The sequence below is a fragment of the Neoalteromonas flava genome (genome assembly GCF_002807685.1).
In the GTDB taxonomy this organism is placed as follows: domain Bacteria; phylum Pseudomonadota; class Gammaproteobacteria; order Enterobacterales; family Alteromonadaceae; genus Alteromonas_E; species Alteromonas_E flava.
The window spans coordinates 282434-307599 of sequence record NZ_PEAX01000004.1 but is presented as its reverse complement, the minus strand read 5'-3'; the positions used below and the strand labels follow the sequence as shown (position 1 = coordinate 307599).

26 protein-coding genes are annotated in these 25166 nt (G+C 44.2%); 8 read left to right on the top strand and 18 right to left on the bottom strand.

Translation table 11 applies throughout. From position 1 onward, the window contains the following. Positions 1 to 105 precede the first annotated feature (105 nt). Positions 106 to 1206 (top strand): energy transducer TonB, encoded by a 1101-nt coding sequence (locus CSH92_RS11485; protein ID WP_100657772.1) that lies wholly within the window; start codon positions 106 to 108, stop codon positions 1204 to 1206. Between the two features lie 70 nt (positions 1207 to 1276). Here CSH92_RS11485 and CSH92_RS11480 read toward each other — a convergent pair whose 3' ends face one another. The 5 genes from CSH92_RS11480 to CSH92_RS11460 all read right to left on the bottom strand — a co-directional run bounded on the left by CSH92_RS11480 (position 1277) and on the right by CSH92_RS11460 (position 5637). After that, entirely contained in the window at positions 1277 to 1804 is a 528-nt protein-coding gene (locus CSH92_RS11480; protein WP_100657771.1) for a hypothetical protein, read from the bottom strand. 231 nt (positions 1805 to 2035) lie between these two features. After that, positions 2036 to 3439: a replicative DNA helicase gene (gene dnaB, locus CSH92_RS11475; protein ID WP_420807509.1), complete on the bottom strand. Its 1404-nt coding sequence runs from the start codon at positions 3437 to 3439 to the stop codon at positions 2036 to 2038. A 114-nt stretch (positions 3440 to 3553) separates the two neighbouring features. Next, positions 3554 to 4552, bottom strand: coding sequence for a DUF4097 family beta strand repeat-containing protein (locus tag CSH92_RS11470; protein ID WP_100657769.1), 999 nt, complete (start codon positions 4550 to 4552; stop codon positions 3554 to 3556). A 16-nt stretch (positions 4553 to 4568) separates the two neighbouring features. After that, the gene (locus CSH92_RS11465; RefSeq protein ID WP_100657768.1) at positions 4569 to 5075 is read right to left on the bottom strand and encodes a hypothetical protein; all 507 of its coding nucleotides are present in this window, start codon (positions 5073 to 5075) and stop codon (positions 4569 to 4571) included. Beyond that, entirely contained in the window at positions 5068 to 5637 is a 570-nt protein-coding gene (locus CSH92_RS11460) for an RNA polymerase sigma factor (protein WP_100657877.1), read from the bottom strand. Before CSH92_RS11460 ends, CSH92_RS11465 begins: the two co-directional genes overlap by 8 nt. A 181-nt stretch (positions 5638 to 5818) precedes the next feature. Between CSH92_RS11460 and CSH92_RS11455 the strand changes: the two genes are divergently transcribed. Continuing rightward, positions 5819 to 6457 (top strand): MOSC domain-containing protein, encoded by a 639-nt coding sequence (locus CSH92_RS11455; RefSeq protein ID WP_100657876.1) that lies wholly within the window; start codon positions 5819 to 5821, stop codon positions 6455 to 6457. 8 nt (positions 6458 to 6465) lie between these two features. Further along, on the top strand, positions 6466 to 7044 hold the full coding sequence (locus CSH92_RS11450; RefSeq protein WP_100657767.1) for a tRNA-uridine aminocarboxypropyltransferase: 579 nt from the start codon (positions 6466 to 6468) through the stop codon (positions 7042 to 7044). 71 nt (positions 7045 to 7115) lie between these two features. Here the strand turns inward: CSH92_RS11450 and rplI are convergent, their stop codons facing one another. From rplI to CSH92_RS11420, 5 genes are all read right to left on the bottom strand, one after another. Further along, positions 7116 to 7568: a 50S ribosomal protein L9 gene (gene rplI, locus CSH92_RS11445; protein ID WP_100657766.1), complete on the bottom strand. Its 453-nt coding sequence runs from the start codon at positions 7566 to 7568 to the stop codon at positions 7116 to 7118. Between the two features lie 26 nt (positions 7569 to 7594). Further along, a complete protein-coding gene (rpsR, locus tag CSH92_RS11440; RefSeq protein WP_100643580.1) occupies positions 7595 to 7822 on the bottom strand; it encodes a 30S ribosomal protein S18 in 228 nt (75 codons plus the stop codon). Between the two features lie 11 nt (positions 7823 to 7833). After that, positions 7834 to 8211, bottom strand: a complete 378-nt coding sequence (gene rpsF / locus CSH92_RS11435; protein ID WP_100657765.1) for a 30S ribosomal protein S6 — start codon at positions 8209 to 8211, stop codon at positions 7834 to 7836. Positions 8212 to 8309: 98 nt separating this feature from the next. Continuing rightward, positions 8310 to 9182 carry a DMT family transporter gene (locus CSH92_RS11430; RefSeq protein WP_100657764.1) on the bottom strand — a complete coding sequence of 291 codons (873 nt, stop codon included), beginning with the start codon at positions 9180 to 9182 and terminating at the stop codon, positions 8310 to 8312. A gap of 352 nt (positions 9183 to 9534) precedes the next feature. Then, the gene (locus tag CSH92_RS11420; protein WP_124916951.1) at positions 9535 to 9996 is read right to left on the bottom strand and encodes an NfeD family protein; all 462 of its coding nucleotides are present in this window, start codon (positions 9994 to 9996) and stop codon (positions 9535 to 9537) included. Positions 9997 to 10084: 88 nt separating this feature from the next. Between CSH92_RS11420 and CSH92_RS11415 the strand changes: the two genes are divergently transcribed. Beyond that, entirely contained in the window at positions 10085 to 10564 is a 480-nt protein-coding gene (locus tag CSH92_RS11415; RefSeq protein WP_100657875.1) for a cupin domain-containing protein, read from the top strand. A gap of 20 nt (positions 10565 to 10584) precedes the next feature. Here CSH92_RS11415 and CSH92_RS11410 read toward each other — a convergent pair whose 3' ends face one another. Next, the gene (locus tag CSH92_RS11410; protein WP_100657761.1) at positions 10585 to 11421 is read right to left on the bottom strand and encodes a formyl transferase; all 837 of its coding nucleotides are present in this window, start codon (positions 11419 to 11421) and stop codon (positions 10585 to 10587) included. A gap of 223 nt (positions 11422 to 11644) precedes the next feature. Here CSH92_RS11410 and CSH92_RS11405 point away from each other — a divergent pair, with 223 nt between their 5' ends. Further along, positions 11645 to 12682, top strand: a complete 1038-nt coding sequence (locus CSH92_RS11405) for an alpha/beta fold hydrolase (protein ID WP_100657760.1) — start codon at positions 11645 to 11647, stop codon at positions 12680 to 12682. 115 nt (positions 12683 to 12797) lie between these two features. Here CSH92_RS11405 and CSH92_RS11400 read toward each other — a convergent pair whose 3' ends face one another. The 4 genes from CSH92_RS11400 to CSH92_RS11385 form a co-directional block, all read right to left on the bottom strand. Then, a complete protein-coding gene (locus CSH92_RS11400) occupies positions 12798 to 14033 on the bottom strand; it encodes an ABC transporter substrate-binding protein (RefSeq protein WP_100657759.1) in 1236 nt (411 codons plus the stop codon). A gap of 102 nt (positions 14034 to 14135) precedes the next feature. Further along, the gene (locus CSH92_RS11395) at positions 14136 to 16406 is read right to left on the bottom strand and encodes a carbohydrate binding family 9 domain-containing protein (protein ID WP_164084724.1); all 2271 of its coding nucleotides are present in this window, start codon (positions 16404 to 16406) and stop codon (positions 14136 to 14138) included. A gap of 180 nt (positions 16407 to 16586) precedes the next feature. Further along, positions 16587 to 17246 carry a hypothetical protein gene (locus CSH92_RS11390; RefSeq protein WP_100657757.1) on the bottom strand — a complete coding sequence of 220 codons (660 nt, stop codon included), beginning with the start codon at positions 17244 to 17246 and terminating at the stop codon, positions 16587 to 16589. A 68-nt stretch (positions 17247 to 17314) separates the two neighbouring features. Then, entirely contained in the window at positions 17315 to 18781 is a 1467-nt protein-coding gene (locus tag CSH92_RS11385; RefSeq protein WP_100657756.1) for a S41 family peptidase, read from the bottom strand. Positions 18782 to 18901: 120 nt separating this feature from the next. On the opposite strand from CSH92_RS11385, the gene CSH92_RS11380 reads away from it, so the two are divergent. The 3 genes from CSH92_RS11380 (at position 18902) to CSH92_RS11370 (ending at position 22673) form a co-directional block, all read left to right on the top strand. Beyond that, positions 18902 to 20212, top strand: a complete 1311-nt coding sequence (locus tag CSH92_RS11380) for a winged helix-turn-helix domain-containing protein (protein ID WP_100657755.1) — start codon at positions 18902 to 18904, stop codon at positions 20210 to 20212. Positions 20213 to 20263: 51 nt separating this feature from the next. Beyond that, complete coding sequence (locus CSH92_RS11375) at positions 20264 to 21766, top strand: Hsp70 family protein (protein ID WP_100657874.1); 1503 nt, start codon at positions 20264 to 20266, stop codon at positions 21764 to 21766. A gap of 280 nt (positions 21767 to 22046) precedes the next feature. Beyond that, the gene (locus tag CSH92_RS11370; RefSeq protein ID WP_100657754.1) at positions 22047 to 22673 is read left to right on the top strand and encodes a sce7726 family protein; all 627 of its coding nucleotides are present in this window, start codon (positions 22047 to 22049) and stop codon (positions 22671 to 22673) included. Here the strand turns inward: CSH92_RS11370 and CSH92_RS11365 are convergent. From CSH92_RS11365 to CSH92_RS11355, 3 genes are read right to left on the bottom strand one after another with little or no spacing between them, the layout of a single operon-like run. Next, a complete protein-coding gene (locus CSH92_RS11365) occupies positions 22653 to 23747 on the bottom strand; it encodes a beta family protein (RefSeq protein ID WP_100657753.1) in 1095 nt (364 codons plus the stop codon). The genes CSH92_RS11370 and CSH92_RS11365 overlap by 21 nt on opposite strands. Further along, the gene (locus CSH92_RS11360; RefSeq protein ID WP_100657752.1) at positions 23744 to 24286 is read right to left on the bottom strand and encodes an ImmA/IrrE family metallo-endopeptidase; all 543 of its coding nucleotides are present in this window, start codon (positions 24284 to 24286) and stop codon (positions 23744 to 23746) included. Before CSH92_RS11360 ends, CSH92_RS11365 begins: the two co-directional genes overlap by 4 nt. Beyond that, positions 24287 to 24892 carry a hypothetical protein gene (locus tag CSH92_RS11355; RefSeq protein WP_124916950.1) on the bottom strand — a complete coding sequence of 202 codons (606 nt, stop codon included), beginning with the start codon at positions 24890 to 24892 and terminating at the stop codon, positions 24287 to 24289. Positions 24893 to 25166: the final 274 nt, after the last annotated feature.

Here is a 25166-nt window from a genome sequence, read left to right as displayed (position 1 = left end):
GCAAGCCCCACTCATGTGGGGCTTTTTATTTGCCTTTCCCGCATATTGACAAGTTATCAAATAGCAGAGAGAGTTACGTTCTGCCAACGAGACAATGGACTTCTCATGAACTTCAAATACATTACCCCAGTCGTGCTAAGCACTTTATTCAGTGTTTCCGCGTATGCCCAAGAGTTTACCTTGCCCTGCGATGATCAAATCCAACAAGCAGGCGAAGCCGCTAGCGAAGATGCGGTACAAAAGTTATCCGCATTTACTCCAGCAAAAATCATTGATCGCCCGCCCGCCAATTACCCCAAGGAAGCCGCTCGATCTGGCCGTGAAGGTTGGGTTCAAATGAGTTATGTGATTGATACTGAGGGCAATGTTCAGGATATCGTCATCGAAGATGATTTTGGTGGCAAAGAGTTTCGGCGTGCGGCTAAACGCGCAATATCTCGTTGGCAATTTGAACCAGCGATGAAAGATGGCAAGCCAACCCAGCAATGTCACCAAGCGGTGCAGTATGATTTTAATATTGAAGGGCCAAGAGGAGCGACTCGCCGCTTTATACGTGAATACCGAGAAGTTGAAGAGCTGGTCAATCAAGGTGACTTTGCGACGGCTGAGCAAAAACTCAATGAACTCCGCAATCTATCCTCTTTGAATCGCTACGAGAATGCTTTTTTATGGGGCATGGACGCGCAACTTGCGGCAAAACTACAAGATACTGAGCGTGAGCGTAAAAGTCTTTATCGCACTTTGAGAAGCAGTAACTCGCACAGTGCAGATTATGCAACCTTTGGTAGTGAATATATTGCGTATGTGTATCAGCGCCTATTTATTCTCAATGCCAATCGTAACTTTCTGGCCGATGCGTTATCAGTGGCCAACGATCTAGCAAATTACCCCGGCGGCGAAAAACGCTATGCGCAAATCGCTGATTCAGTGCAACTAGTCAAAGATTATGTGGCGTCAAACGAGGTTATTGGTATTCAACTAGCCATTGAAGATGACGGTAATGTTTTCCATGAGTTGGTGCGTGACCAGTTTAGCTTTAGCAGTATCGAAGGTGAACTAAACCATGTTGAAGTGCGTTGCGAGACCCGACGGGAAATTTTCACCGTTGCCGAGGAGCATATATGGGATATCCCTGACTCTTGGGGGCAATGCCGAGTACTCGTGCAAGGCGCACCAAATTCAACCTTTACCTTATTAGAGGTCTAAAATGGCCCCACTTACGCATAAACGAACTGCTACACTGCTCGTGCGTTGAAGAAAACCTCGATAGTCAGAGTTATAGTCGCTGACTAACAGACAACAGTTGATTTAGGGCCTCGACCGAAAAACCTCGGTCATAAAAATATTGCACGTTTCCCGCCCGGTCAATGACCATAACTCGAGCATTTTTTGGCGCTTGATTACCGGTGAACTGTTGTACTGCATCGCCATCCGCGTACACGGTAACTACACTGCTCCATAGTTCGCGCGGGATGCCTTCACGCATAGACTCGTCTATACGCGAGCTAAACCAGCGCACAAAAGGATTTTTTATTGCCGGTATTTCAAGAATCGCTAACTTATTTGCGCGCATATCCAAACCAATTAGCCAACGATCGATATCGAACTGCGATTTGTGCACATAACCAAACAGCAGTATGGCGGGTTGGCCGCGCAAGTCACCCGGTAAGGTTACCGGCTCACCGGCTAAGCTTTCACCAGCAAAATTTAACAGTGGCTGCCCCAGTTCCACGCTACTTGAATAATCGTATTGGGCACAGCCTGCTATTAATAGTGCGCAAAGTCCGACTAATAAATTCCGCATAAACATCTCCAATTATGAGCTCTCATTTACGTGAGCAACGACAATCAGGATCGATGTAGATTGGATAACATCCTCGAACAATCAAAAAGTCAGTTAACTCCTTACAGGTGACAAGGTCACCGAAAGCTAGCTCGAGGGAGTACATTTTTGAAGAGTGTACACTCACTTACTATTCGCGTATGGATAAAATTGAAATGCTAATAGTCAGCAGTGAAGCAAAATATCGGTCGCTTAATACTCATCAGCGACTGCTGGGCCTGCGTAATTATCAAAGCGGGAGAACTGGCCTTGGAAAGTCAGCCTTGACGTCCCTATAGGACCGTTCCGCTGCTTGCCGATAATGATTTCTGCAACCCCTTTGTATTCGCTGTTTTCGTGATACACCTCATCACGATAGATAAACATGATCAAGTCGGCGTCTTGCTCGATAGAACCCGATTCACGCAGGTCTGAATTGACCGGACGCTTATCAGCTCGTTGCTCTAAGCCACGATTGAGCTGTGACAAGGCAACCACTGGCACCTCAAGCTCCTTGGCCAACGCTTTCAACGAGCGTGAAATTTCGGCAATTTCCAAGGTTCGGTTGTCGGCCAGGCTGGGAACGCGCATCAATTGCAGGTAATCCACCATGATCAAGCTGATCCCCCCGTTGTCACGTGCAATCTTACGTGCCCGAGTGCGCACATCCATCGGCGTTAAACCCGAGGAATCGTCGATAAACAGATTATTTTTTTCTTTTAGCATCGACATGGTGCGAGAAATTCGTGACCAGTCCGTATCATCCAATTGTGCGGTACGAATTTTGGTTTGATCAACTCGGCTTAATGATGCCAGCATACGCATCATCAACTGTTCAGAAGGCATCTCCAAGCTGAATACCAAAACCGGCTTGTCTTCCGCCATCATGGCGTTCTCACAAAGGTTCATGGCAAACGTGGTTTTACCCATCGACGGACGTGCTGCGACAATGATCAAATCTGAGGGTTGCAAGCCACTGGTTTTCTTATCCAGATCATGAAAGCCTGTAGTCACACCGGTAACTTCCTTACCCGATTTAACCAAAGCTTCTAAACGGTCGACAGTTTTCCCAAGAACCTTCTCAACATCTCGCGGGCCTTCATTCTCGCCGGTGCGTTTTTCCGCAATCTCAAAGACTTTAGATTCTGCCAGATCGAGAATTTCCATACTGCTGCGACCTTCAGGGTTGAAGCCGACTTCAGCAATATGGTGGGCAACCCCAATCAATTCACGCGTAATCGCGCGCTCTTTAATAATACTGGCATAGGCTGCTACGTTAGCCGCGCTAGGCGTATTCTTAGCCAACTCGGCTAGATACGCAAAGCCACCGCTCTCTTCCAATGTATCGTTCTTCTCGAGAAACTCTGACACTGTGATGAGATCAATAGGGTGATTTTGCTTGAGAAGATTTAATATCGCACTGAATATAGTTTGGTGAGCACGATTATAGAAGTCGTCTGTGCCGATTATCTCAGTAACCGTATCCCACGATTCTGGCGCGATAAGCATACTGCCGAGCACTGACTGCTCTGCCTCAATCGAGTGCGGCGGCACTTTGAGCTTTTCAACGGTACTATCTTTTTTTGACGACTTAACGACTTCCACTGACGAATTCACTGACTCAAAAACGGCTAGCTATTATGCAGTAAAATGCCCACTAGCACTATCTTCACATACAAAAAAAGCGGTCACTTTTCAGCAACCGCTTGATACTTCAAGTAAAGCTCGGGATTAACGGCGAGATAATTCTACTCGTCCATTCACTGTAGAGACTTCTACTTTTGCCTCACCACTGCCCGTACTAAACTCTAACCAACGACGCGGACCATACTTATCTTTTTGCATTTTATCGTCGGTTAAGCGATTAACAAATCGACCACCCGCATGCCCTTCGATATCAAAACGCGCTGAGACATTCTCTTGGAAGGTCAGCTCTACTGAGCCACCAACACTTGAGACCCGCACATCACCGTTGTCGAGCAAGTGCATGGAAACTTCAACACTACCGTTGACGGTGCTTAAATCCAGTTCTTCAACTTCTTGCAGTTCTAACTGCACATCGCCATTAACCGTTTCGGTAGAAATTTCACGGCTATCCGAAGCGATATAAATATTTCCGTTGACCGAGGTAAAAGTAATGTCGCCCTCGCCACTATGCTTACCTTCAATCGATCCGTTAACCGTTTCAATGTGTACGTCACCCGACAGTTTCTGAGCCCTAATATCACCATTGACAGACTCTAAGCGAATGCGGCCAGTAAGGTCATTCACATCAACATGTCCATTCACCACTTCTACAGACAAGCCACCATGTAAATTCTCAGCGTCAAAGCTCGCATTTACTGACTCATATTGCACGCGACTGTGCATGGGCACATAGATGGTTAAATCATCTCCGCCGTCATTATTCCAATACTTCCAGCCGCCTTCGCGGTGCGAAGAGTGCTTCATTTCCACTTCAATTTCGATGCGGTTGCCGCGCTTCTTAAAAACAAACTCTTCAGCGCGCTCACTGAGTTCACCTTGTACATGAACTTCATCTTTGTCCCAGCCTTTAACAACCGCTTTACCATTCATATGTTCGATATCGATATAGCTGTCGCTGTCTACACTCATTCTTTCGTCAACTTTCTGCCCAGCCCATGCGCTTGCCGACGCGAGCATTAAGCAGGTGCCCAGAGACAGCGTGAATCTCGATAAGTTGCGTGTCGCTTTTACATTAATATTCATGATCCAATACCTCTGGTTAAATCTGGCGCCATTTGGGCGCATGGACTCGTTCAATCAGCCCAATCTGTTGTTGATACACATTCTGGAGCATTTTAAGTAATGCTGTGTTATTCGGGTCTTGCTTTAACGCTGCCTTGATTGCATTCGCTGCAGCATCTAATTCGTCTAACTGTTCTTGCCAGTTCTCAGTCAACGCAGGTTGATCCTGTAAACTGACCAAAAGCGCCTCTTTTTGAGCATTGTGCTGTGTTGCCAGCATGCCTGCTAATTCTGCCGCGGTCGGCTGAGTACTTTCTTGCACTTCGGTGACCTTAAGTTGAGCGAATGCAAGCCACCCAAGTACCGCTACAAATGCTACGCTTGCGGCTACCGAGTACTGCCACTGCGACTTTTTTGGAGTCTCAGTGGCTGCTTCTTGACGTTCTATGCCAAGTTCTATTCCTTGCCACAGATCACGCTCTGGCATTTTCTCGCGCGGAAGGTCATTGATAGCCTGCTGCAGTTGATGTTGTTGCTTATTCATCACCCATCCACTCCGTTAATAATTGCTTTGCTCGATGAAACTGCGCTTTGCTTGAGCCCACCGCCATGTCCAACATGTCGGCAATCTCTTCATGTCGATAGCCTTCGAGTGCATGCAAGACAAATACATGTCTAGCGCGTTCAGGCAATCGAACAATGTACTTATCTAACGATACTTCATCGACTGATTGCTCTGCTTGGCTTTCCATCACAGGGGAACTTTCGATATTGAAGGTTCTCTGCCACCAGCCTTTTTGCTTACGAATATACGAAATTGTGATATTCGAAGTGACACTGTGTAACCAAGTAGAAAACTTACTCTGACCGTTAAAGTTCTCCAACTTACGCCATAACTGGATGAACACTTCTTGCGTGGCATCTTCCGCCATTGTGCGTTCGCCGGTTAGGCGCAAGCATAATGCATAGACGCGCCCGACATAGGCGTCATACAGCTTCCTATACGCCTCTTTGCTACCTTGCTGCGCTGCACTGATCACATCGCGCTCTGCCTTCTCGGCAAATGTGGTTTGTGCGTCTACAACGCTACCCTGAGGTTCTGCCATGTTGCTTGGTTTCCGTTTGGGTGCCAGTTCAAGCATGTCTGTCACCAAGTGTTACCGGTTAGAGTTACTAGCTTTGTCGCTGTGCAGCTAGCAAAGGTTTAAACCGTGAATAATTTTTTTTTGCTCAGTGTGCACATGGTTTACACTGGTCTTTAACAATAGTATCGAAAAATCAAAGATAATGTTTATCAATCAACTATTTGCCGCAAAACCTGTTGCTTTTGGGCCACGAGGCGCACCCAGTAGCATTATAAAAAGTGCCGTTCAGCAATTAACTGTCGCATTTGATGGCACGCAAGAAGATGAGCAAGGCAATAAGAAACTGCACGGTGGTAAAGAAAAGGTACTGCATCAGTACGCACCCGCTAATTACAAGTTGTTTCAGCAGCATTTTCCAGAACATACTGTAAAGTTTGTACCCGGCAGTATTGGCGAGAATATATCGATCGAAGGGATGGATGACGATAATACCCTGATTGGTGATGTTGTGCAGATGGGAAAGGTCGTACTACAAGTAGGCTCGCCACGCGTGCCGTGCAATAAAATATCACACCGGTTTGGGATCAAGAATCTTGATCGCTTTGTGAACACCCATAACATTTGTGGTTGGTATTACCGCGTGCTTGAAACCGGCATCATGTCCGTTGGAGACCCCGTTTCAATCAAAAACCGAAACGCGGGCAGCATGTCAATTCGTGAATTTATGCAGTGCGTGAATGACCCTACGGCAAGCAAAGCTACTATCGAACGTGCCGCAGCACTGGACGGTTTAGATCCTGAGTGGCAGCTGCGACTGCAAAAGCGCGCTGCGCTATTATAGGATAAGTTGTGACGGCAACGAGTCGCGCAGTATGCTCTAGCTGCCGATACCCAATTAGCACTTGCGTATGTGACGCCATTCAGTTGCTTGATTCTGCGGTACGTATCAGCATTTTGCAGCACCCCAGCGAACAAAAGCATGCTAAAAATACCGCTCGCTTACTACCTTTGTTGCTACCCAAAGCGGAACTAACGGTAGGTGAGATACCCACAGACTTTAGCGCTGTCCAAGCGCACACAGGACGGGTAAAAAACACCATTGTGCTGTATCCAACAGAGCATGCGCAAGCCTTGGAATCTTGGGCAGAAACCAATGACACGCCGCAACATATCATTGTTTTGGATGGCACATGGCGCAAAGCGCGTAAACTATGGTTGAGCAATCCTTGGCTGCATGAACTCCCATGTGTCGCTATTACGCCAGCTCACCCCAGTCAATATAAGATCCGCAAAGCGCCGCGTGAAGACAGTTTGAGTACTCTAGAAGCCGTCGCCCATGCATTAGCTAAGTTAGAAGACATCGATACAGCACCTTTCACTCAGATCTTATCCAAACTCCAGTCGCATTGGCGCGGCCCAACGACCTAGCACTTTTCTGTACGCATAAAAAAACCGCCTGCGGATTACACCGAGGCGGCTTTTAGAATTGACAGTATGTCTTACGCTTCAGCGATAATGATCAACTTGATAGAAGTCATAACATCTGAGTGAAGTTGTAAATCAATTTCAAATTCACCTGTTTCACGTAAAGTACCTGTAGGCAATTTAACTTCAGCTTTAGCAACATCAACGCCAGCAGCAGTAATTGCTTCAGCGATATCACGTGTACCAACAGAACCGAAAAGTTTACCTTCGTCACCAGCTGGAGCAGCAATAGTTACTTCAGCTAGTGCTTGTACTTTCTCAGCACGCGCTTGTGCAGCAGCTAGCTCATCAGCGATTTTCGCTTCAAGCTCAGCACGACGCTGTTCAAACTTTTCTAGGTTAGCTTTAGTTGCTGGAACAGCTTTACCTTGCGGGAACAAAAAGTTACGTGCGTAACCAGACTTAACAGTCACTTTGTCGCCCAATCCGCCTAAGTTGGCGATTTTATCTAGTAGAATAATGTCCATCTACAATACCCCTATTAGTTCGCCAATTACTTATGTGAATCAGTGTAAGGCAACAACGCTAGGAAGCGCGCACGCTTGATAGCAGTTGATAACTGACGCTGATATTTCGCACTTGTGCCAGTGATACGGCTAGGTACGATTTTACCGCTTTCAGTGATGTAGTTTTTCAATGTAGCGATATCTTTATAATCAATCTCTGCTACGCCTTCAGCTGAAAAACGGCAGAATTTACGACGTCTAAAAAAACGAGCCATGGTAATTCTCCTTATTCTGAGTCTGCGCTAGCAGCAGGTTTTGCTGGAGCATCTTCGCGACGCTCACGACGCTCTTCTTTCATCATTGGTGACGCTTCGGTTACCGCAGATTTAGTACGCATCACTAGGTTACGTAGCACGATGTCGTTGAAACGGAATGCAGTTTCAAGTTCTTCAACTGCTTCGGCAGTCGCTTCAGCATTGATTAGCACGTAATGTGCTTTGTGTAGCTTTTCGATTGGATAAGCTAATTGACGACGACCCCAGTCTTCTAAACGGTGGATCTGACCGCCATCCTGCTTAAGGATAGTCGAGTATTTCTCGATCATCGCAGGGACCTGTTCACTCTGATCAGGGTGAACCATAAAAACGATTTCGTAATGACGCATGTCTGCTCCTTACGGTTGTAGTCTCGGGCAGTACAGCCTTCTGCATGGAGACAAGGAACGGGTTGGTTGGCTGTAAGGGCGCGGAGTATACAGAGGTGTTATGACAAAATCAACACACTAACGCCCAGCAAAGCAAACAACGACCAAATAAACGTACGTTTATCCACATGCTCACCTAAATATTTAGCCACAAGTAACGAGAGTACTACGCTCGTCGCGAACAAGGTTTGCACAATAGCAGCCTTGGTATGCGTGAATGCGATCATTTGTAGGAACAAGGCAGCAAAGGTTCCTAGCATAGTTGCCCAGAGCAATAACTTAAGCCCTTGCTTGCCTAAAGGTTTGGCGGGCTTAAATGACCGACGCATCAGCAGCATCAACACCACAATCGCCGCAAGCCCGCCGAGCAAACGAAACAGCGATGCATTTGCTGCATCCACGCCAGTACTGGTCAAAATATCACGACTGATAACTGCTCCTACAGCCTGACAGACTGCAGCTAGAGCTGCGAAAACATAACCCGTGAGTGAAAACAATCGAGTGGTGTCGCGTTTTTGAATTTTTATGATCACGTCGACCGACAGAATAACAACAGCAATACCAAGCCATTGTTGCCAGGTCAGCCATTCGTTGATCCACGCCATTGCAAATAGAGCCGTTAAGATTGGTGCGAGAGTTTCGGCGACTAAAATTGATTGGCTATCACCAATCAGGTTGAGCGCACGAAAGAAAAATGTATCACCTAACCCAATCCCAATGATGCCGCTTAACACCAGCCAAAATATAGCGGTGTTACTCAAAGCAACTTGCAATGGAAAGATCAGTGTTACCACCAATAACACTATGGCGGCGAGGGCACCTTTCCACAAATTCAGCGCTAAGGGATTAAAATAACCACCCAGTAATTGAAACATCCGCGCAGCTACCGCCCAGCAGCAGGCCGTAGTCAACGCAGCAATTTCTCCAGTCATAAAATATTCTCGTTATAATTTCGCTAACACTACTGATAGTTCAAAACACTTGGTACAGAATTCGCTTTATAAAAGGTCCAAATGAAAATTACCCCATGACGAGCAGAGTAGTATGAGTATTGTCAGCGTTTTAGTTCTTTTTTTAATGTTCGTAGGAACCCCAATTACCGTTTATAGCATTTATCATTACGGTACAATTTCTAATGAAATCATTTTCTTAGCGGCTGTAGTGTACGGGATTTATGTTACCACTCGGATCAGCAAAGCAAACAAGCGCAAGCGTCATGAGCGGCTCCGACAACAACATTTACGCCGCTATTTTTAGATTGCACTGTCCGTGTTCGGCGACAGGCTATGGTTCGTAACGTGGACGAATGGTGAATTCACCTAAGTCAGCGCGCGTAACTTCGACCCAAGTGCCTGCTTTTATTACATCTTTGCTACGCAATCGCCATGCTCGGCCAGAATAGTGGTGCACACACTTTTGGGCGCCATTAAGGTCGTTAACCAGCAAAAAACGATAGCCGACCAAATCTCTTGCAGCCCTTGTTCCATCGAGGTTTGAGCGAATATTCTTAAACGATGGACGGAATGCCACAAGAAAAAACACTGTCGTTATCAGCAGACAGCCAAATAAACTCAGCCAGTCGTTACCGATAACCTGTAACGATGACAATGCTGAAGCGAATAAGAACCCTAGCCCGATAGAAAAACAGATCAAAGAATTAAAGCGGTACACAAGCCACTCAATACCGATACTCGCGATGCCAATCAGGGCGAATATCATTAACAGATCTTCAGTTACCCCTAACACAGTTGCACTCCCCAAAATGCCTTTTATTGTCTTTATGTTTGCTTATGTTGCAAACTGGCAACAAATAGATTACCTGAATAGCAGAAAAATGCAGCAATTGATTGACGCTTTAAAATTAAAACCTCATCCCGAAGGCGGTTTTTACAGTGAAGTCTACCGTTCAGCACAAACGATCGACTCGCCCATTCATTCTCACCCCCGCCCTGCATTAACCCACATATACTTTCTATTATTGGCTGGGCAGGTTAGCCGCTTTCATCGCGTCGTGCATGATGAAATCTGGAACTTCTACGCCGGTGCCCCCTTGCGTTTGCTGCACATTCATAATCACCAATCGCAGTCAGCTGAGGCTCAAACGACCAGTGAGTCAGTCATTATTGGCAGCGCAAACCGCTTTGCTCATGTGATCGAAGGAGGCCAATGGCAGGCGGCAGAGAGTACGGGCGATTATTCACTGGTAGGCTGTAGCGTTGCACCTGGATTTGATTTTGCCGACTTTGAGTTTATGTCAAACACTGACGCAGCGTGGGTAAAGCAACACCGGCGGGAATGGCTACGATTTATTTAACTAGGCGATTGACATTGTCGTTACGCTTTACCACTTGGTTTCAATGCTTTCTCGGGTTGATAAAACCATTGTGAAAAACCCACGATTTCTGAGTAATCAATTAACTGATGTCCTTGTTCTGCAAATGTGTTCAATGCTTGTCGATCCGGTAAACCGAAATAACGTCCCAAACTTATATCCAACGGCTTCGCTGCTAAACGCTCGTCTTGAGCTAGTCGCTCGATAGCCCTAACGATTAGCCTGACTCCTTGAGGATAAAGCGATAACACATTATGCAGATACGACTTATCGTAATCGATCTCAGATCTTGCAATTGCAATGATGGAACCCGCATCTATTTTGTTGGAATCAATAAAGTGTAAGGTTGTTCCAATTTCCCTTTCTCCATGCAGCATTGACCAAAATGTGGCCATAACACCGCGATAATTCGGAAGTATACCGGAATGTAAGTTAATGACTCCCAGCTCAGGTATATCAATGATAGGTTGTTGCAGTATTTGACCGAATCTAATCGATACTATTAAGTCTGGAGCTATACCAGAAACAATGTTTAGACCATCCGTACTGTTTATGTTAACAATATCAGCTAAATCAACTCCGTTGCGCTTTATGGTCTCAAAGCTATCTAAATAGCGATCTCGATTTTCTCCGGCTTTATCGCTCAGTGGCAGTACAATATCGTTAAAAAGCGTTTGCTCGAAAAAGCTGAGTTCCGTAAGCGGAGAGCTTGATGAGTCAGGCTGCCCCACTTTTTCAGACAATAAAATCGAGAATATATGCTGCTCAGCAGATTTAAGTAACAAGTTAATCGCCAATAAGCTCGCCAAATCTTTATTGGCTAAAATTAATATGCGCATTTGTCCCCTGCGAAGCTGTGATATTGCTTAATCAACTGCTCCATTAATTTTCATGGAAATCAATCTTCTATGTTTTTGATTTTGATGCTTTTTGCGTGTGCAGAATACATTTAGAATTGAACTAGCGCTATACACATCTGATTACGATTTAAGCATTGACTGCCAACGAGTGTAAAGTTCGAATACAAGTAAATTTTATACATCATCGTCACACAACACTGCTATGCGTAAAATACTCGTTAAAAGTTTTTGCCTCTTGTTTATCTTTTTACTCCTGATTTTCTTCATTTTCGCCTATCTACCTGAACCTAGGACGGTTTCGTTAATCCAGGCAGATGCCGATACTCGCTATTGGGAGTTAAATAGAGGATATAAAATCGCTTTCAGCCACTATGGTCGCGCTTCAAGAAGTAAAACACCGATCATTTTTTTACACGGTGGCCCCGGCGGCTACATTCATTCAAGCATTATTGAAACTCTATACCCCCTCAGTAATGATGGGTTTGAACTGTATTTTTATGATCAACTTGGTTCTGGACGCTCTGACCGCCCAGCTAAGTTTTCTGATGTTACTCTGCAAAATCATGTTGCTGACCTACACGAAATTATCACTCAGCATTTGAAAGCAAAGCAGGTAACGTTAATTGCGCACTCTTTCGGCGCTGACATTGCCGCCCATTTTGTTGCAAAGCACCCACATCTAATCCACAAAATCGTTTTTTCTTCACCTGGAGGTATTACTCCTGAGTCTTATGACAAAGATGGAAACCCCATTCGCTATGGAGTAGAGGTGCCGGAGGAATATACCTTTATCGAACCATGGAGCTACCATGAGTCGTCCGACAGTGCAGTCTTCAAACCTAAACCGATGCTTGCTTTAGCCGGAGCGCTTTTGTTTGATATCAAGCTGATTTCTGACGAAGAAATGGATACGCTTTTCAATAATCTTATCAGCCAAGTTACAGCTGGCATGGTGTGTGACCCTGCGGCGGTAAAACCCGAAGAAGGCGGTTCTGGAGCTTATGCTTATATGTCCACTAATTACAATCCTAAAGCGCTTGATGTACGCCCCTTATTGCAACCTGTTCCATCAATTATTCTGCACGGTCAATGTGACTCAATCCCATACGGTGTAGCGATTGAATTTGCGGAACTGTTTGGCGCTGAGTATCATTTTATCGAAAAGTCCGGACATATCATCTGGTGGGAGCAGCCTGAAAGATATTATGACAAGATACAAACGTTTCTTAATTCTCCATAAGTTATTGTAACGGTACCTTACCATTCCCCAGTATTGAGAATAAGGTTCGCTAAAGGTTTTTGCTCATGAACCAAAAAAGCTTTAGCCTAAATTAGCTGCACGAAACATTAAGTCCTTATTGCAGAGGCCCGAACACTTCTAATCTAGCCTTTTCTAACTCTATTGTCAGGGACTGTATGTCACCAGTGGTGATAAAATCCGCGAGCAAAGGCGTTGCTAACTTTTCAAAGTCAGGGGGAGCATCTCGGTCAAAAAACTGCGCCAATCCCTCAGCACGTTGAAACATTTGTGAGCCTGCTTGCACAAACCTATCGTTTCCAACTGTGCTTTTGGAGTTGGGAGGTAGGTACCCAAGATCATGATTCAGTGCAGTCTGAACATCTGGCCTTGCAATAAATTTTATGAAAGCTTTAGCTTCTTTTTCTTGCTTAGTATTTTTAGGGATCACGAAAATATCTGTTGGGGCATTCTCAAAGTAGGGAAAATCATCTTGCATTTTGGGAAAGGGTAAAAATCCAATATCATCGTACAACTCCTGATTGTCAGGCCATCTTGAAGCAACGAAGCTCCCTAATAATAGAAAACCAATCTGGTTCCGATAAAACAGTGGTAGCAAACCATCCCAGCGGTGCGACATATGATCACGATTATAATATTTGTTGTCTATCAACCTTTTCCAGTCACTCAATACACTCTGCACTCTGGGATGGTGAAAGGAGATTTTCCCACCGAGTAAATCCAAATGAAACTGCAATCCATTAGTACGCAAATCAATATAGTCAAACCAAGCGGCTGCCGGCCAATTTTGCTTTGTCCCAATGCCAAGGGGCGTAATACCAGCTTCTTTCATTCGAGCCAATAGCGCGAGAAAAGACTCCCAATCCTCAGGTAAACCACCAAAATTCTTAACCATGGATTTTCGATAATAAAGCCCCCAATGATAATGAGCGAATGGAACTGCATAAACTTCTCCTTGATAAGAGACACCATGCTTCATTAATTTAAACTGCTCATCATATTGTTCTTCGTCCCAAAGGTCTGTGATGGGCATAAGCAACCCCATTTCGGCATACCGATAAAGACGCTGCGAAGCACTCCAAAACATGACATCTGGTGTGTCTTTTCCCTCTTCCAACCAAACCGGCACTTTAAGTTTGTACCCCATATCTGAATCAACCATTGATTTAACTTTTATGCCTGTCTCCAGAAAGAATCGATGAAGAAAAAGTTCAAACTTGTCACGTTGTTTAGGTTGTAGTTGAATGCTAACGCGAAGCTCATCAGCATAAATAGAAGATGGCACAAGGTAGATAGAAATAAGAAGATATGAAATAACTTTGATGGACTTCATCTGTTACCTAGCCGCAAGATACCTGCACGTATAAAAAGAATATCCTCTACGTAAGCTATCATTGCAAGGCTTTTCATGCAGAGCGTTTTGGTTATCAACCGGTTAGGGTAACCACGCGTAACTAAATTTCATAAAAACAGACTGCTCAGCACTGGTTAAACGCGACAGGCTATCGTCGTTAAATGATGCGTCGGATACACCCACAAAGAACTTGGTGAGCGGGTTAATTTTGTAGCTGTAAAGCAATTGCCAGCTTAAATCTTGATATTCTGCATCAACCGGTTGTAAATAGTTGTCAGGGTTCCTGTGAATATCTGCGTAGGCCAAAATCAAGCGTAAAAATTGACGCGTATCGAATTGATAAGTTAATCGTGCATCGTAGATTTTAGCGGTAAATAAAGGCTTATTGTCGGCTTCGAAGTCGTTATATAAAAAATATGCGCCAACATAAAGATGTTGCCCAATATTCAACTCCACTTCACCCTCTATCAAGTCGCGCTCACCAAGACGATTGTTGGCAAAGTCAATTTGATCGCCACTATTGTAGTAGGCATTCATGTATAGAATTTCATTTGGCTGAGTTTCAACAAATACATGCCATTGGCGCTCATCAAAACGATTGGTGTTGTTATCTATCGCAAGGCTTGCATTATCCCAACGTAATCCTGATCGGTCCCGCGATAAAGCACCGATTTCAAAATAAGTTTGATAGTCGCCACGAATACTAAAATTTGCCTCAATTTCTCGCTCTAACAGCTCACCGTTGTCGTTATGGGTGATGTCCCAATCACCACTGATGCGAATTCGATTCCACCAACTATCATCATTCCACCAGTAATAGCCACCGCCAAGCACCGATTTATTGTCATCGATCGTGGAGACAAAACCTAGGTCAGCGCGAAAGTCTGCACCGTTAGCGTAATGATCCGCATATACATACCAATCACTGGCCTCGTGACGATAATTCACCCTAAACGCTCGACCTGTGAAGCTGTCTGTTTGACGCAAACGCAGCGCTTCCTCACTTAAGTTGCTGGAGCCAGAACAGTCTTCACTGCAAAAGTCGCGAAACAATTGATCAGGGTATTGCGTATCCGAGACCACCCATTGAGCTCGCAACGTATCTTTGTCGGTGATCAGATAACGTACATCAATCCCATTCACATAGTTATGGTAACTATCGGATTTACGCAATGTACTGACATAACCGATGGAAAGCTTGTCACTAACATCAAAACGGTAGCGAATTGCTGCATTGTTTGATGACTCAGCAAGCTCTGCAACCGAAGAACCCAAGTTCCCTGGCACTAAAAAAGTGGTTGAGTCATCATTCGCAACAAATACCCCCAGCGAGTGATCGCCGACTCTTCCGGTTATCTTTGCACCATAGTCGGGCGCCCCGACATTACGGGTGTATACGAGGTTTAAATTTGATGAAAAGTAATCCGCATTCTCGGTAAAAAATGGGCGTTGCTCATCGAAGAACAACGCGAATGTATTGTTAATGCTAAGTTGCGCGACATCAGCTTCAACTTGGGAAAAGTCTGGATTGAGGGTAGCTTGCAAGGTGATTTCTGGTGTAATTCCCCAGTTAACGTCAAGACCAACTTCTTGATTCTGTTGATATTCCCACTCGCGCGTGCTGTAGATATCTCGAGTGCGTCCGCGGCCCGCAACAAAGGTGGGAATAACTGCTAAATTTTTACCTTGAGTCGCCGTTTCAAAACCTTGGATGTCTTCTAACTGACAAAGCAAACAGGAATTATTGCGATCGCGCGGAATGTTGGAAATACGCAAATAGTCTTCTCGAGGGTAAAAACGTAAGAATTCTGCACCCCATACCTTGGTGCGCTCACCCTCGTTAAAATTCATAGTGCGCAGAGGTAACGCCATCTCAACAACATACCCTTGCTCAGTAATTTGACCAGCAGACTCCCAAATGGCATTCCACGCTTCGCTCTCTATTTTGGTCATCTCATTTTCAATAACATCTGCTTGTACACCAAAGGGATTAACAAAGAATTGGTAGGCAAGCCGACTATCATTGAATGTATCCAATTTTACTCCGACCATATCTCCACCAAAGATGAAATCTCGGTCTCGATAGAAAGCTCGAATGGCTTCAGGGTCTGGATCATGGGCGATGAAGGCAACGTACAAAGAATTGCCGTCTTCGTAGATAAAAACCTCGGTTTTTACCGGTGCTGGTAAATTGCTTTCAAAAGGTTCGGTAACATAGTCGAGTGTTTGCTTTGCTGCGTGTTGCCACTGCGGCTCGTCAAGCACACCATCTAATTTTGCCGCACCTTCGACATAAGGAATTGTAAGTGGGGAATTTGCTGGCTCACTCGGTTTAGCTTGTTGTGCTTGCACGGAGCCTATTGATAGACCTAGAGTCAGGCTTATTATTGTTATTATCCTGCGGCTCATTTACCTGTCCAAAATGCGCGAATTAGAGTTCCATTTATATTTTGCCGCGCAAGTATGTCATATTTCTAGCGAAAGCCAAACGTTGAATATCGGCTAATCTGTGAGGTTCAGCCGTTCGGTTTGCTACTGAAAATCCATCGCGTTGTAGTACAAGGGTTTTAGTGATCCACAGAACAATAACTTCATCAAAAGTGCATTCTCTGACGGTACTGGGTCATCCAGAAAAAACTGAGTAACACAATTCTTCGCCTCTTCAACCAGCACTATGTGCTGATAACTAGGCGCATGTTTGACTTTGTGGATCATCAAACGGTCGCCCTTACGAAACTCAACCACGTCGTAGGTCTGTCTGAGGCCTGAAGGCTCTATATTTTCCAATGAACGATAGTAGAGCTGACGACTAAAATTAACTTCTACGTCACTGTATACTTGGCTTGCACCCAAGCGAAAATCCCCCATAAATGCATTTAAAGTGAGTTTCACACTTTCACCGCGGATCAGCCGCTCTAAATTAAACGCACTGGTTTTAGCCGTTATCAGATCAGCATCGCGCACGAGGTAAAACAAATTCGGTCCTTTCGCATCTATCAGGTAGACCAACTGTTGGTCCCTAGGGTCATCGTACGAGGGCATATACGCAGCGAATAAATCAGACTCGCTGGACATCAATACAAAGTGATGATCACCCTCGTACTTTGGATCAAGAGGTGGTGGTGGAGCCTCCTCTTCGGCGACTGCTGTAAACGTTATCAATAAGGCCAATAGAATAAACGCTTTGTTCATGGTGTTCCGCTGTAATAGAGCTATATGTAAAGTATACCTATTTGGCGGCAAAAAGCGTCTTTTCCTTTTTACTTATCCACCTGCATTTGAATGTGTTCAACAGCTTCAGCAAGAACATCCTGATCACGACGTTCAAGAACTGCGCTCAACTCGATATCAGGAGTCACTCCGTCAGGGCGCTTATCTCCGTTAGGACGCACAATTAGTGCTTTAGGAAAAGCAACTTCAAAACCAGAATGATCAAGAGTGAAGTGCTCCATCGCTCCGAAAGTAGTAGCAAGGTCAGCCGTTTTTTCGCCAAGCACTGTGGCAAAACTGTAGTCTTGCGCAATCGCAGCGACCGACACTGCATTGGAGTAGGTGTAGCGATCGACTAGCACAAAAACAAGCCCTGTAAATTGTTCTCTTTCGCGCGGTGTTGCGAGGGGCAACTCAAGTGAAAAGGAATCCCCCACCGCGTGCCTCTGGTAAAATTCGGCCAACTCTTCAGAGGTTGATTTATCGCCTTGAGTATCGACCAAACGGGCTTGATTAGCGGCAATAGCTTGTGGACTAACTTTAACAATAAAATCGGATGCAAAACGAAAAGGCTCATGGGCAAACCACGACAGCATGGGGTCGCTGAAGGAATTTGTGCCACCGGGGTTATCTCTAAGGTCAATTAGTAATGCCTTGACATCCTGCTTGATAAACTCTTGAAACGCATTATCGACGAAACTGATGAAAGGCCGGTTATCCCAAACATCACTGCTGGCATCATCAATGTTATAAAAGGGACCTGGCTTTAAATAAGCTATTTTCTCAGTCAACAATTTTGCTTCTCGTGGCAAAGTATTGGTAGTAGTTACATCGCGCTCTGCCATGATTCTATCTTGCTGGCTGCGTGACAGCGTCGCAATTGTAAGGACGGTTGATTCGCTGCCGTTAACCAACGTTACGGTATAGTTGTTTTGTTCACCATCCAATAACCACAGCAAAAACGGAAACTGCATTTCAAGCAGGGTATTCGCAATCTGCTGATTGTCTGCAGAAATCATGGCGCGCATTGCTGATATCCAAAAGTCAATGGGTTGACCATTCAGGTGTGTCAACCTGTAGCCAGCGAAGGCACCTGTTTGTTGTGCAACTACTTCATCGACATACACAGTTTCTCCATCGATTTTCACAAATAGTGGCAACATAACCCCGCCGCGGGCTCGATACTCGCGAAATTCTGCTATGGGTAAATCTAATTTTGCGTGCGCTACTTTGCCCAGCGCCACAAAGCGTTGAAAATGCAAGCGCGCCTGCATCGCGCTCATCGGTGAGTTTATCTGTGCTAAGTAGTTTGCGAATGCGAGATCATACTCCCGATTAGTTATGTTGGCGTAAAGGTCTATATGTGCTGTTTGTAGAGTTTGATACAGTTGATGAAAATCGGCGTGCAACTGCTCTACTGAAAACTTTCCATCTGTAGAATGGCCTTGCCCAAAGGCTAAAGTATTTAGCCCAAATAGTGCCCAGGCTAGTGAGATGAGTACGAGTTTGTAAAACATTATTATTTCCTTTTTAGCGAGAGCTTAAACCTTCGCTCAGGTAAAACATGATGTCCTGACAAAACCCTGATATTCTTCTGATAAAACACTGTCCCAACAAATATTACAAACGCACGCGCCATGCCCAGTCGTAAATTACAATTAAATCAGTGGTTGATTGATATGTCCTCTGGCGAGGTTTGGCTGTTTACCGACGATCTCGAAAAGAGTATGCAGTTTGCTCCAATTGAGCAGATTGAACTAAAGGGCGTTTATTTGCTTAAGTTACTCGCTAAGAACGCTCCGCAAGTAATCGACAAAGAACAACTACTGGAAACTATATGGACTGGCCAAATAGTAAGTGAAGACTCACTTACAAGATGTATTTCAAGAGTAAGAAAAGTACTAAATGATGATCCTAAAGCACCGAAAATCATCGAAACTTTGCCCAAGCGCGGCTATCGTATGGTCGCAACTAATATTACCTGGCACCAATCAAGTAACATAACTCCCGATGTGCCTGAAGTGTCAGCGAAGCGCAAAGATGGAAGCCTGGAAAAGCAGCATAACTTTGGCCAGTGGGTTATAACCAGTCTGTTAATATCAGCTGTTTTCGCCCTTGGATTATTTTTGGTAAATCCACAACCTGAGCAACAACCCCGCAACGATGCTCAATTTATCTTGAGTCAGGCTGATGATTACTACATGCAAATGCGCAGACAAGATAACGAAATGGCCATTGAGCTTTATCAACAGGCAATGGGACTAAGGCCCGACTCTGCGCATGCTCAAGCGGGTTTAGCCAATGCGATAGTGCAACAGGTTATTCGTTGGTCGAATGAAGATGCGAATAAAGGCCGTCCGATTGAAGATCTTGGGCAAGCGATCGACCTAGGGCTGACGACTACATTCGATGCTCAGCAAAAACTCTCTCGTGCCCATGCATTGGCCTCTGCAGCCATTCAAGCGGACCGGCGTTCGGCTCGAGCCTATAAAGCGCTGGGCTTTGTAAATGCCGCACAGCAAGAATTCCCCCTAGCCATTCAGCATTATCAGCAAGCGGTGCAGCTCGATGAAAATGCATGGGATGCATTACTCAACATCGGTGACGTGCTCGAAATTCAGGGTAAACAAGAAGAAGCATTGCCCTACTTTGAGCAAGCCTTTGCAGCAATGACAAGGGTCTATAACGAGAAGTCTGCGCAAATCGCGCCTTGGTATGCTGATATAGGCGCAATGATAGGAACAAAGTATGCCGCACTGCAGGAATCTCAAAAGGCAGAACGCTGGTATCGCCATGTATTATCATTTGCTCCGCTAAATACAGACGCGACCAAGGGCTTGGTTACGTTATTAAATCAGCACGGAGAAGGCGCGAGTGCGAAACGTCTTTGTGATGAATATGAACAACGCGTTGGCACAAACATTTGTGACGAAATACCCCATGAATAAGTGCTTCAAATCAATTACACTGCGCCCTTCGTTTTTTTGAAGTATTACTCTATGCCTGCAATTGGAATCGACTATGGCACATCAAATTCCGAAGTCGTGTACTTTGACGGTCAAACGCATCAACACATCAAGCTAGACCCTGCTGTCGATGATAGTAATAAGATCCGATCTTCAATATTTATCTATTACGAAGATGAGTTGCCAATTCCGCCCCACGAAGTTGTAGAAGCCAAAGTCAAGCAGCTACAACGCGTCCTAACTGAACAAATCGATAAAGCTAAACAAGGGTTTTACGACGCCCAAGATCCGCAAGAGCAGCAAATATATAGTGACCGCATTGACGATCTACGCGGGCAATACCATGACCGCCCAGCTTTACAGCGCCGCGCCATTCAATTGTTATTGAAAGATATGACCGTACAGCAGCTGTCGTTACAACAGCTGGTTGAAACCGGCAAATTTGCCTTTGGTGAAGAAGGCTTTCGTCGTTTTCTAGCAATGCCAGACAAAGGTCGTTTGATTTATTCTCCAAAAAACTTTCTTGGAGCCTCTTTAGAGGGCAGTCAAAAAGCTGCGTTTGTCGGCATGATAGCTAAACAACTCGCCTACTTCAGAGCCTGTGCCGAGCAACAATTAAAGCAACCCGTGACTCAGGCCGTCATCGGTCGACCGGTAAAATTTCACGGTACACGAGGTGAAGAAGGCAATATTCAAGCAATTAAAATCATGACTGAAGCGGCTCATCAGGCTGGTTTTGAGCAAGTGAGTTTTCTCGAAGAACCAATCGCTGCCGCGTATAAAATTGAACGCTCTTTGCAGCAACAAACGACAGCTTTAGTTGTTGATATTGGGGGTGGCACAACCGACATCTGCTGTATTAACCTCGCGCCAGAAAAATACAATCAATTATCTCGCAAAGAAGACGTATTGGCCGTTACTGGACGACGCTTGGGCGGCATGGAATGCGACAAAAGTTTGGTGTTAAGAGCACTCGCCCCGCAAATGGGTCTGGGCTTAACCATGCAAAATGGCTTACCCGTGCCACCCACCTATTTTTCTGATATGTGCGCGGTCGATGATATTCCTAAACTAACGCGCTTTTTTTCTGATGATTACGGCTTAGAAATTGCGCAAACCCAATCGATTACCAAAAACCCAGCAGCATTAGACCGCCTGCTTGTGGTTCAGGAAGAAAAGTTATCCGCGCGCGTAGTAAACTCAGCCCGAATGGCTAAAGAATTGCTATCAAGTAAGGCGAAAATAACTCTTCCATTGCACTATATCGAACCGGATTTTAATGTTGAAATCGATAAGCAGTTGCTCGAAAAATCAATGCAAACCTGGTTAAGTAAAGTTAATCAGCTGATTGCAGATTGTTTGGCACAAAGTAAGATCCCGCCTGAAGTAGTTATGATAACCGGCGGTATGAGCTTATCTCCAATAGTGCGAGACGCCCTTTGTAGCGGACTTTTACACGGACTGCCGCTGTTGGAAAATGATGCTTTTAATTCCGTCTGTGAAGGGCTTGCCATCCAAGCTGCAAAGTTAAATTAAGCTTTTGCTCACGCAAGATCTATTGCTGAACCGGCACCGATAAGCCTTGCGTGTCGGCCTAAAACGAAAAAGCCCTGCTTGATAAGCAGGGCTTTGGGAATAATGGTGCCCAGAGGCAGCATCGACAAAACGAATTAAGCAATTGTTTTAGCTGCAATAATAATCACGCAAAACAAAATGTGTTACAATTAGTGTTACAAAAAACTCATGTAGATTGACTCTTTCAAATATCAACTGACGTTACTATAATCTGGATATCTGTATATATATACATAATAAAATGTCAGAGACTTTTCTAAAATTAAGGCTTATTGAAGAGCTTTTGAAAGATAAAGAAATTAGCGGTTTGGGTACCGAAGCTCCTTTTTTGTTTGGAAGACGGCGGGCTGATGTAATTTGTATTAGAAAAAATCTGACTATTGGTTTCGAAATTAAAAGTGCTAATGACAAAGTTGATGTGTTACCTAAACAACTAGAAGATTATCGAAAGTATTTCGATGTAGTTTACACTGTATGCGAACCAGAAAATTTAAAAAAAATAAGGTCTGTGGCTCCTAAATGGTCTGGGATAGTTCTTATAGATGACGGTAGCGCCAAAACGTTGAGAAAAGGACAAATATTTAAAAAGCAAAATAAATTATCGCTATTAAGCTCAGTACCTTCAGATGCGTTAACTAATCTTATTAATGGAAAGCAACAACGAAAGTACATAGCGACCTTCGATATGTGTAAACAACTTTCAATTGACTTAACTCAAAAAGACGCCAAAGCCATATCAAGAAAATATATCTTTGAGAAGTACTCAAAAGTGTTAAATCAAATACTAAATGACACGTCTGGGACTCTAACAAAGGACGATTTGGTTACACTTTCAAAACCGCCCTCTTTACCGCTCAGGAGAATTTAGGTCAACCTTCCTACGGTCTACTTTCAAATTGATGTAGTACTCCATTCTCACTGAGATCCAATATGCAGGACTAATGCCGCTTGGCTTATCTACACTTGCGTTTCTAATCTCTTCGTTTGACCAGTTTTGTCCATTTATATATCGACGATCAGCTAGCACCTCTCTTGCACATCGAGGGTAACTCCCATCGTCACGGCGATACCTTTTGTAGAAAAACTTATCCCGTTCATTTTCAACGTAAGCAATATCAATTCGAGGAACAAATGTCCCACCTCTCATTTCAATTTGTTCAGTGTTAATGGAAGCGTAATCACCATAAGATACGTTCGGAGTATTTTGATCAGCTTTTACCGCCTGATAGATATCTTCTTCGTAAACATAAAACTCTCCAGTTGAATCATGGTTTCCCGCAGACTTAACGTCTGATGGGAATGTTGACGAAACTACAACTACGTCACTGAGATACTGATTAAACATTTCTGTAGCAACACAGCACTCTATGAATGATCCTATCACTCTATTTATCGACTCATTATTCCTATCAACAAAATTAGCGTCGAAAATAACTATTAGCTTACATGACCCATCCATGCTTTGTGTTATCGCGTCTAGACACTGATTAATCTGGGGCATTGTTAGGTTATGTGGCAATCGAACTGCTATTTTTCTTTTGATTGCAGAAATTTTCGATACGAAACTCTTTACTTCATCAGCTACGCCATCTTCATCTTCGTATACGTGCACCATAGGAATGATATTCAGTTCTCTATGGTTTTCAGCTATAAACAGATACCATTCATTAAAGCCATGATCTGGCAACAATAGTTGCTCGATTTGAGGATTTATATAATTTTTGTCTGTTGATAAATCTAAAATGAATTCGTCTTCACCTTGAATTTCTGCCAACTGTGACATTCTGCGATGAATGTCCCCATCCGGCACTTTTGAGGTTTTTCTTGATTTTGTTAACTCATAAATAGGACAGATTAATCTCTTTGTATCTGCACTCAACTTCTCCATCGCACGAAGCTCAGCATCTCTCGTCTTGATTATAGGAAAGTACAACGGGTTCATAAATTATGCCCCGAATATCCCAACTCTTTAGCTCTTACCCTCACCGCCAAAGACGATACTTGAAAGTGCTTAGCTATTTGCTCAATTTCATCTGAAGTGTTAGCAATAAAATTCTCAAATTTATCTTTAGGCATTAATAGTTCAGCAGCAAACGCGTTTGCTTCTCGCTCCATTGCATTCGACTCAGCGTTTCTAAAGAAATTTTTATCTCTGAATTCATCAGACAGGGGCGCATGTCTAGCATGATGACCTAATTCATGAGCCATCGTAAAACGCTGTCGATGCGGGTGGTGAAGAGAGTTAATCGTCATTACCCATTTACCCGTAGCTTTATCAAGCATGAGGCTGCCAGAATCATCTTCAGGCATTGGCTCATATCTAACTGCAATTCCTAACTCCGCAACTAAAGCAGCAATATTTAACGGACTTGTGCATATTCCCTTTTCTTCTGCTAGTTGAATTAAATGCTCGGGATCTCGCAAGGACGCATCTACTTGACCTTGCTTTCTTTCAATCAATCCTTTTTTCACATATGCCATCTAGTTTTCCTTTTCCAGTCTTAGTTCAGAGCCTTCAGTTTCAATAGAGTCCAAATCAGCCACTGTCGCAGCAATAATCCTAACATTTCGCTCAAGCTCTTGAATTCTATGATAATTCGAATCTATTTGGTTACTTTTCGAAGTGAAATCACTATACGCTTTTTCAAACAGAGTAGAAGTTTCTTGCATATCTCCTTGAGCTAACTCCAAATACTCTCTTCCCCTTTGCTCTACTTCTTCTTGCACGAGCTTTTTGAACTCTAGACCTTCAAAATACTTTTTCGCTCTTTCATCAATCAACGCCTCAGCTCTTTCATGAGAGTTAGTTTTGATGTACCAAACGGAAAGAGCGACAATTACGCCGTTAGCAAATACTAAAAACGAAATTACTGCTTCATAGATATTACTCTGCGCTAATTCGACTACCTGTTGGACTTCTGATTGGCTAATGCCGGCTGCTATAAGCCGATTTGCAATTTCACTCACTGGTTCGAGAACATAAATCCCGATAGATAGAAGTAGAATGGCAATTATCAAAGTAGCGAAACAACTTATTAGAACCAGTTTCAATGTACTTGGCATGCTACTCGTCTTATTTTCACTCATGCGTATTCCCTGCCGCAGTGGATAACTAAGCAACTTTGCTTTTCGGAACATATTTACACAAAAATACTACAGTAGCTACCTTGTGTAAGGGTTGCGAATTCAAATATATAGGGGTACGGGCGAGGTAAAAAAAGGTAACAACTTTAAAACCCTTCGCTGAACTTCAAATAAAAACCACTTAGAAATGAATCAAAACTCTTCTATAAGGTTCGTTCTATGAGCCACAAGTTTTTGAATCTCGATAGATACACCGGGAATCACTTGGCTCTAGGAC

What these genes read in the sequence shown, in the direction of transcription:
- CSH92_RS11485 (WP_100657772.1), top strand. Translation starts at nt 106, where the DNA reads ATGAACTTCAAATACATTACCCCAGTCGTGCTAAGCACTTTATTCAGT.
- CSH92_RS11480 (WP_100657771.1), bottom strand. Translation starts at nt 1,804, where the DNA reads ATGCGGAATTTATTAGTCGGACTTTGCGCACTATTAATAGCAGGCTGT.
- CSH92_RS11470 (WP_100657769.1), bottom strand. Translation starts at nt 4,552, where the DNA reads ATGAATATTAATGTAAAAGCGACACGCAACTTATCGAGATTCACGCTG.
- CSH92_RS11465 (WP_100657768.1), bottom strand. Translation starts at nt 5,075, where the DNA reads ATGAATAAGCAACAACATCAACTGCAGCAGGCTATCAATGACCTTCCG.
- CSH92_RS11460 (WP_100657877.1), bottom strand. Translation starts at nt 5,637, where the DNA reads ATGGCAGAACCTCAGGGTAGCGTTGTAGACGCACAAACCACATTTGCC.
- CSH92_RS11455 (WP_100657876.1), top strand. Translation starts at nt 5,819, where the DNA reads ATGTTTATCAATCAACTATTTGCCGCAAAACCTGTTGCTTTTGGGCCA.
- rplI (WP_100657766.1), bottom strand. Translation starts at nt 7,568, where the DNA reads ATGGACATTATTCTACTAGATAAAATCGCCAACTTAGGCGGATTGGGC.
- rpsR (WP_100643580.1), bottom strand. Translation starts at nt 7,822, where the DNA reads ATGGCTCGTTTTTTTAGACGTCGTAAATTCTGCCGTTTTTCAGCTGAA.
- rpsF (WP_100657765.1), bottom strand. Translation starts at nt 8,211, where the DNA reads ATGCGTCATTACGAAATCGTTTTTATGGTTCACCCTGATCAGAGTGAA.
- CSH92_RS11430 (WP_100657764.1), bottom strand. Translation starts at nt 9,182, where the DNA reads ATGACTGGAGAAATTGCTGCGTTGACTACGGCCTGCTGCTGGGCGGTA.
- CSH92_RS11415 (WP_100657875.1), top strand. Translation starts at nt 10,085, where the DNA reads ATGCAGCAATTGATTGACGCTTTAAAATTAAAACCTCATCCCGAAGGC.
- CSH92_RS11410 (WP_100657761.1), bottom strand. Translation starts at nt 11,421, where the DNA reads ATGCGCATATTAATTTTAGCCAATAAAGATTTGGCGAGCTTATTGGCG.
- CSH92_RS11405 (WP_100657760.1), top strand. Translation starts at nt 11,645, where the DNA reads ATGCGTAAAATACTCGTTAAAAGTTTTTGCCTCTTGTTTATCTTTTTA.
- CSH92_RS11400 (WP_100657759.1), bottom strand. Translation starts at nt 14,033, where the DNA reads ATGAAGTCCATCAAAGTTATTTCATATCTTCTTATTTCTATCTACCTT.
- CSH92_RS11390 (WP_100657757.1), bottom strand. Translation starts at nt 17,246, where the DNA reads ATGAACAAAGCGTTTATTCTATTGGCCTTATTGATAACGTTTACAGCA.
- CSH92_RS11385 (WP_100657756.1), bottom strand. Translation starts at nt 18,781, where the DNA reads ATGTTTTACAAACTCGTACTCATCTCACTAGCCTGGGCACTATTTGGG.
- CSH92_RS11380 (WP_100657755.1), top strand. Translation starts at nt 18,902, where the DNA reads ATGCCCAGTCGTAAATTACAATTAAATCAGTGGTTGATTGATATGTCC.
- CSH92_RS11375 (WP_100657874.1), top strand. Translation starts at nt 20,264, where the DNA reads ATGCCTGCAATTGGAATCGACTATGGCACATCAAATTCCGAAGTCGTG.
- CSH92_RS11370 (WP_100657754.1), top strand. Translation starts at nt 22,047, where the DNA reads ATGTCAGAGACTTTTCTAAAATTAAGGCTTATTGAAGAGCTTTTGAAA.
- CSH92_RS11365 (WP_100657753.1), bottom strand. Translation starts at nt 23,747, where the DNA reads ATGAACCCGTTGTACTTTCCTATAATCAAGACGAGAGATGCTGAGCTT.
- CSH92_RS11360 (WP_100657752.1), bottom strand. Translation starts at nt 24,286, where the DNA reads ATGGCATATGTGAAAAAAGGATTGATTGAAAGAAAGCAAGGTCAAGTA.
- CSH92_RS11355 (WP_124916950.1), bottom strand. Translation starts at nt 24,892, where the DNA reads ATGAGTGAAAATAAGACGAGTAGCATGCCAAGTACATTGAAACTGGTT.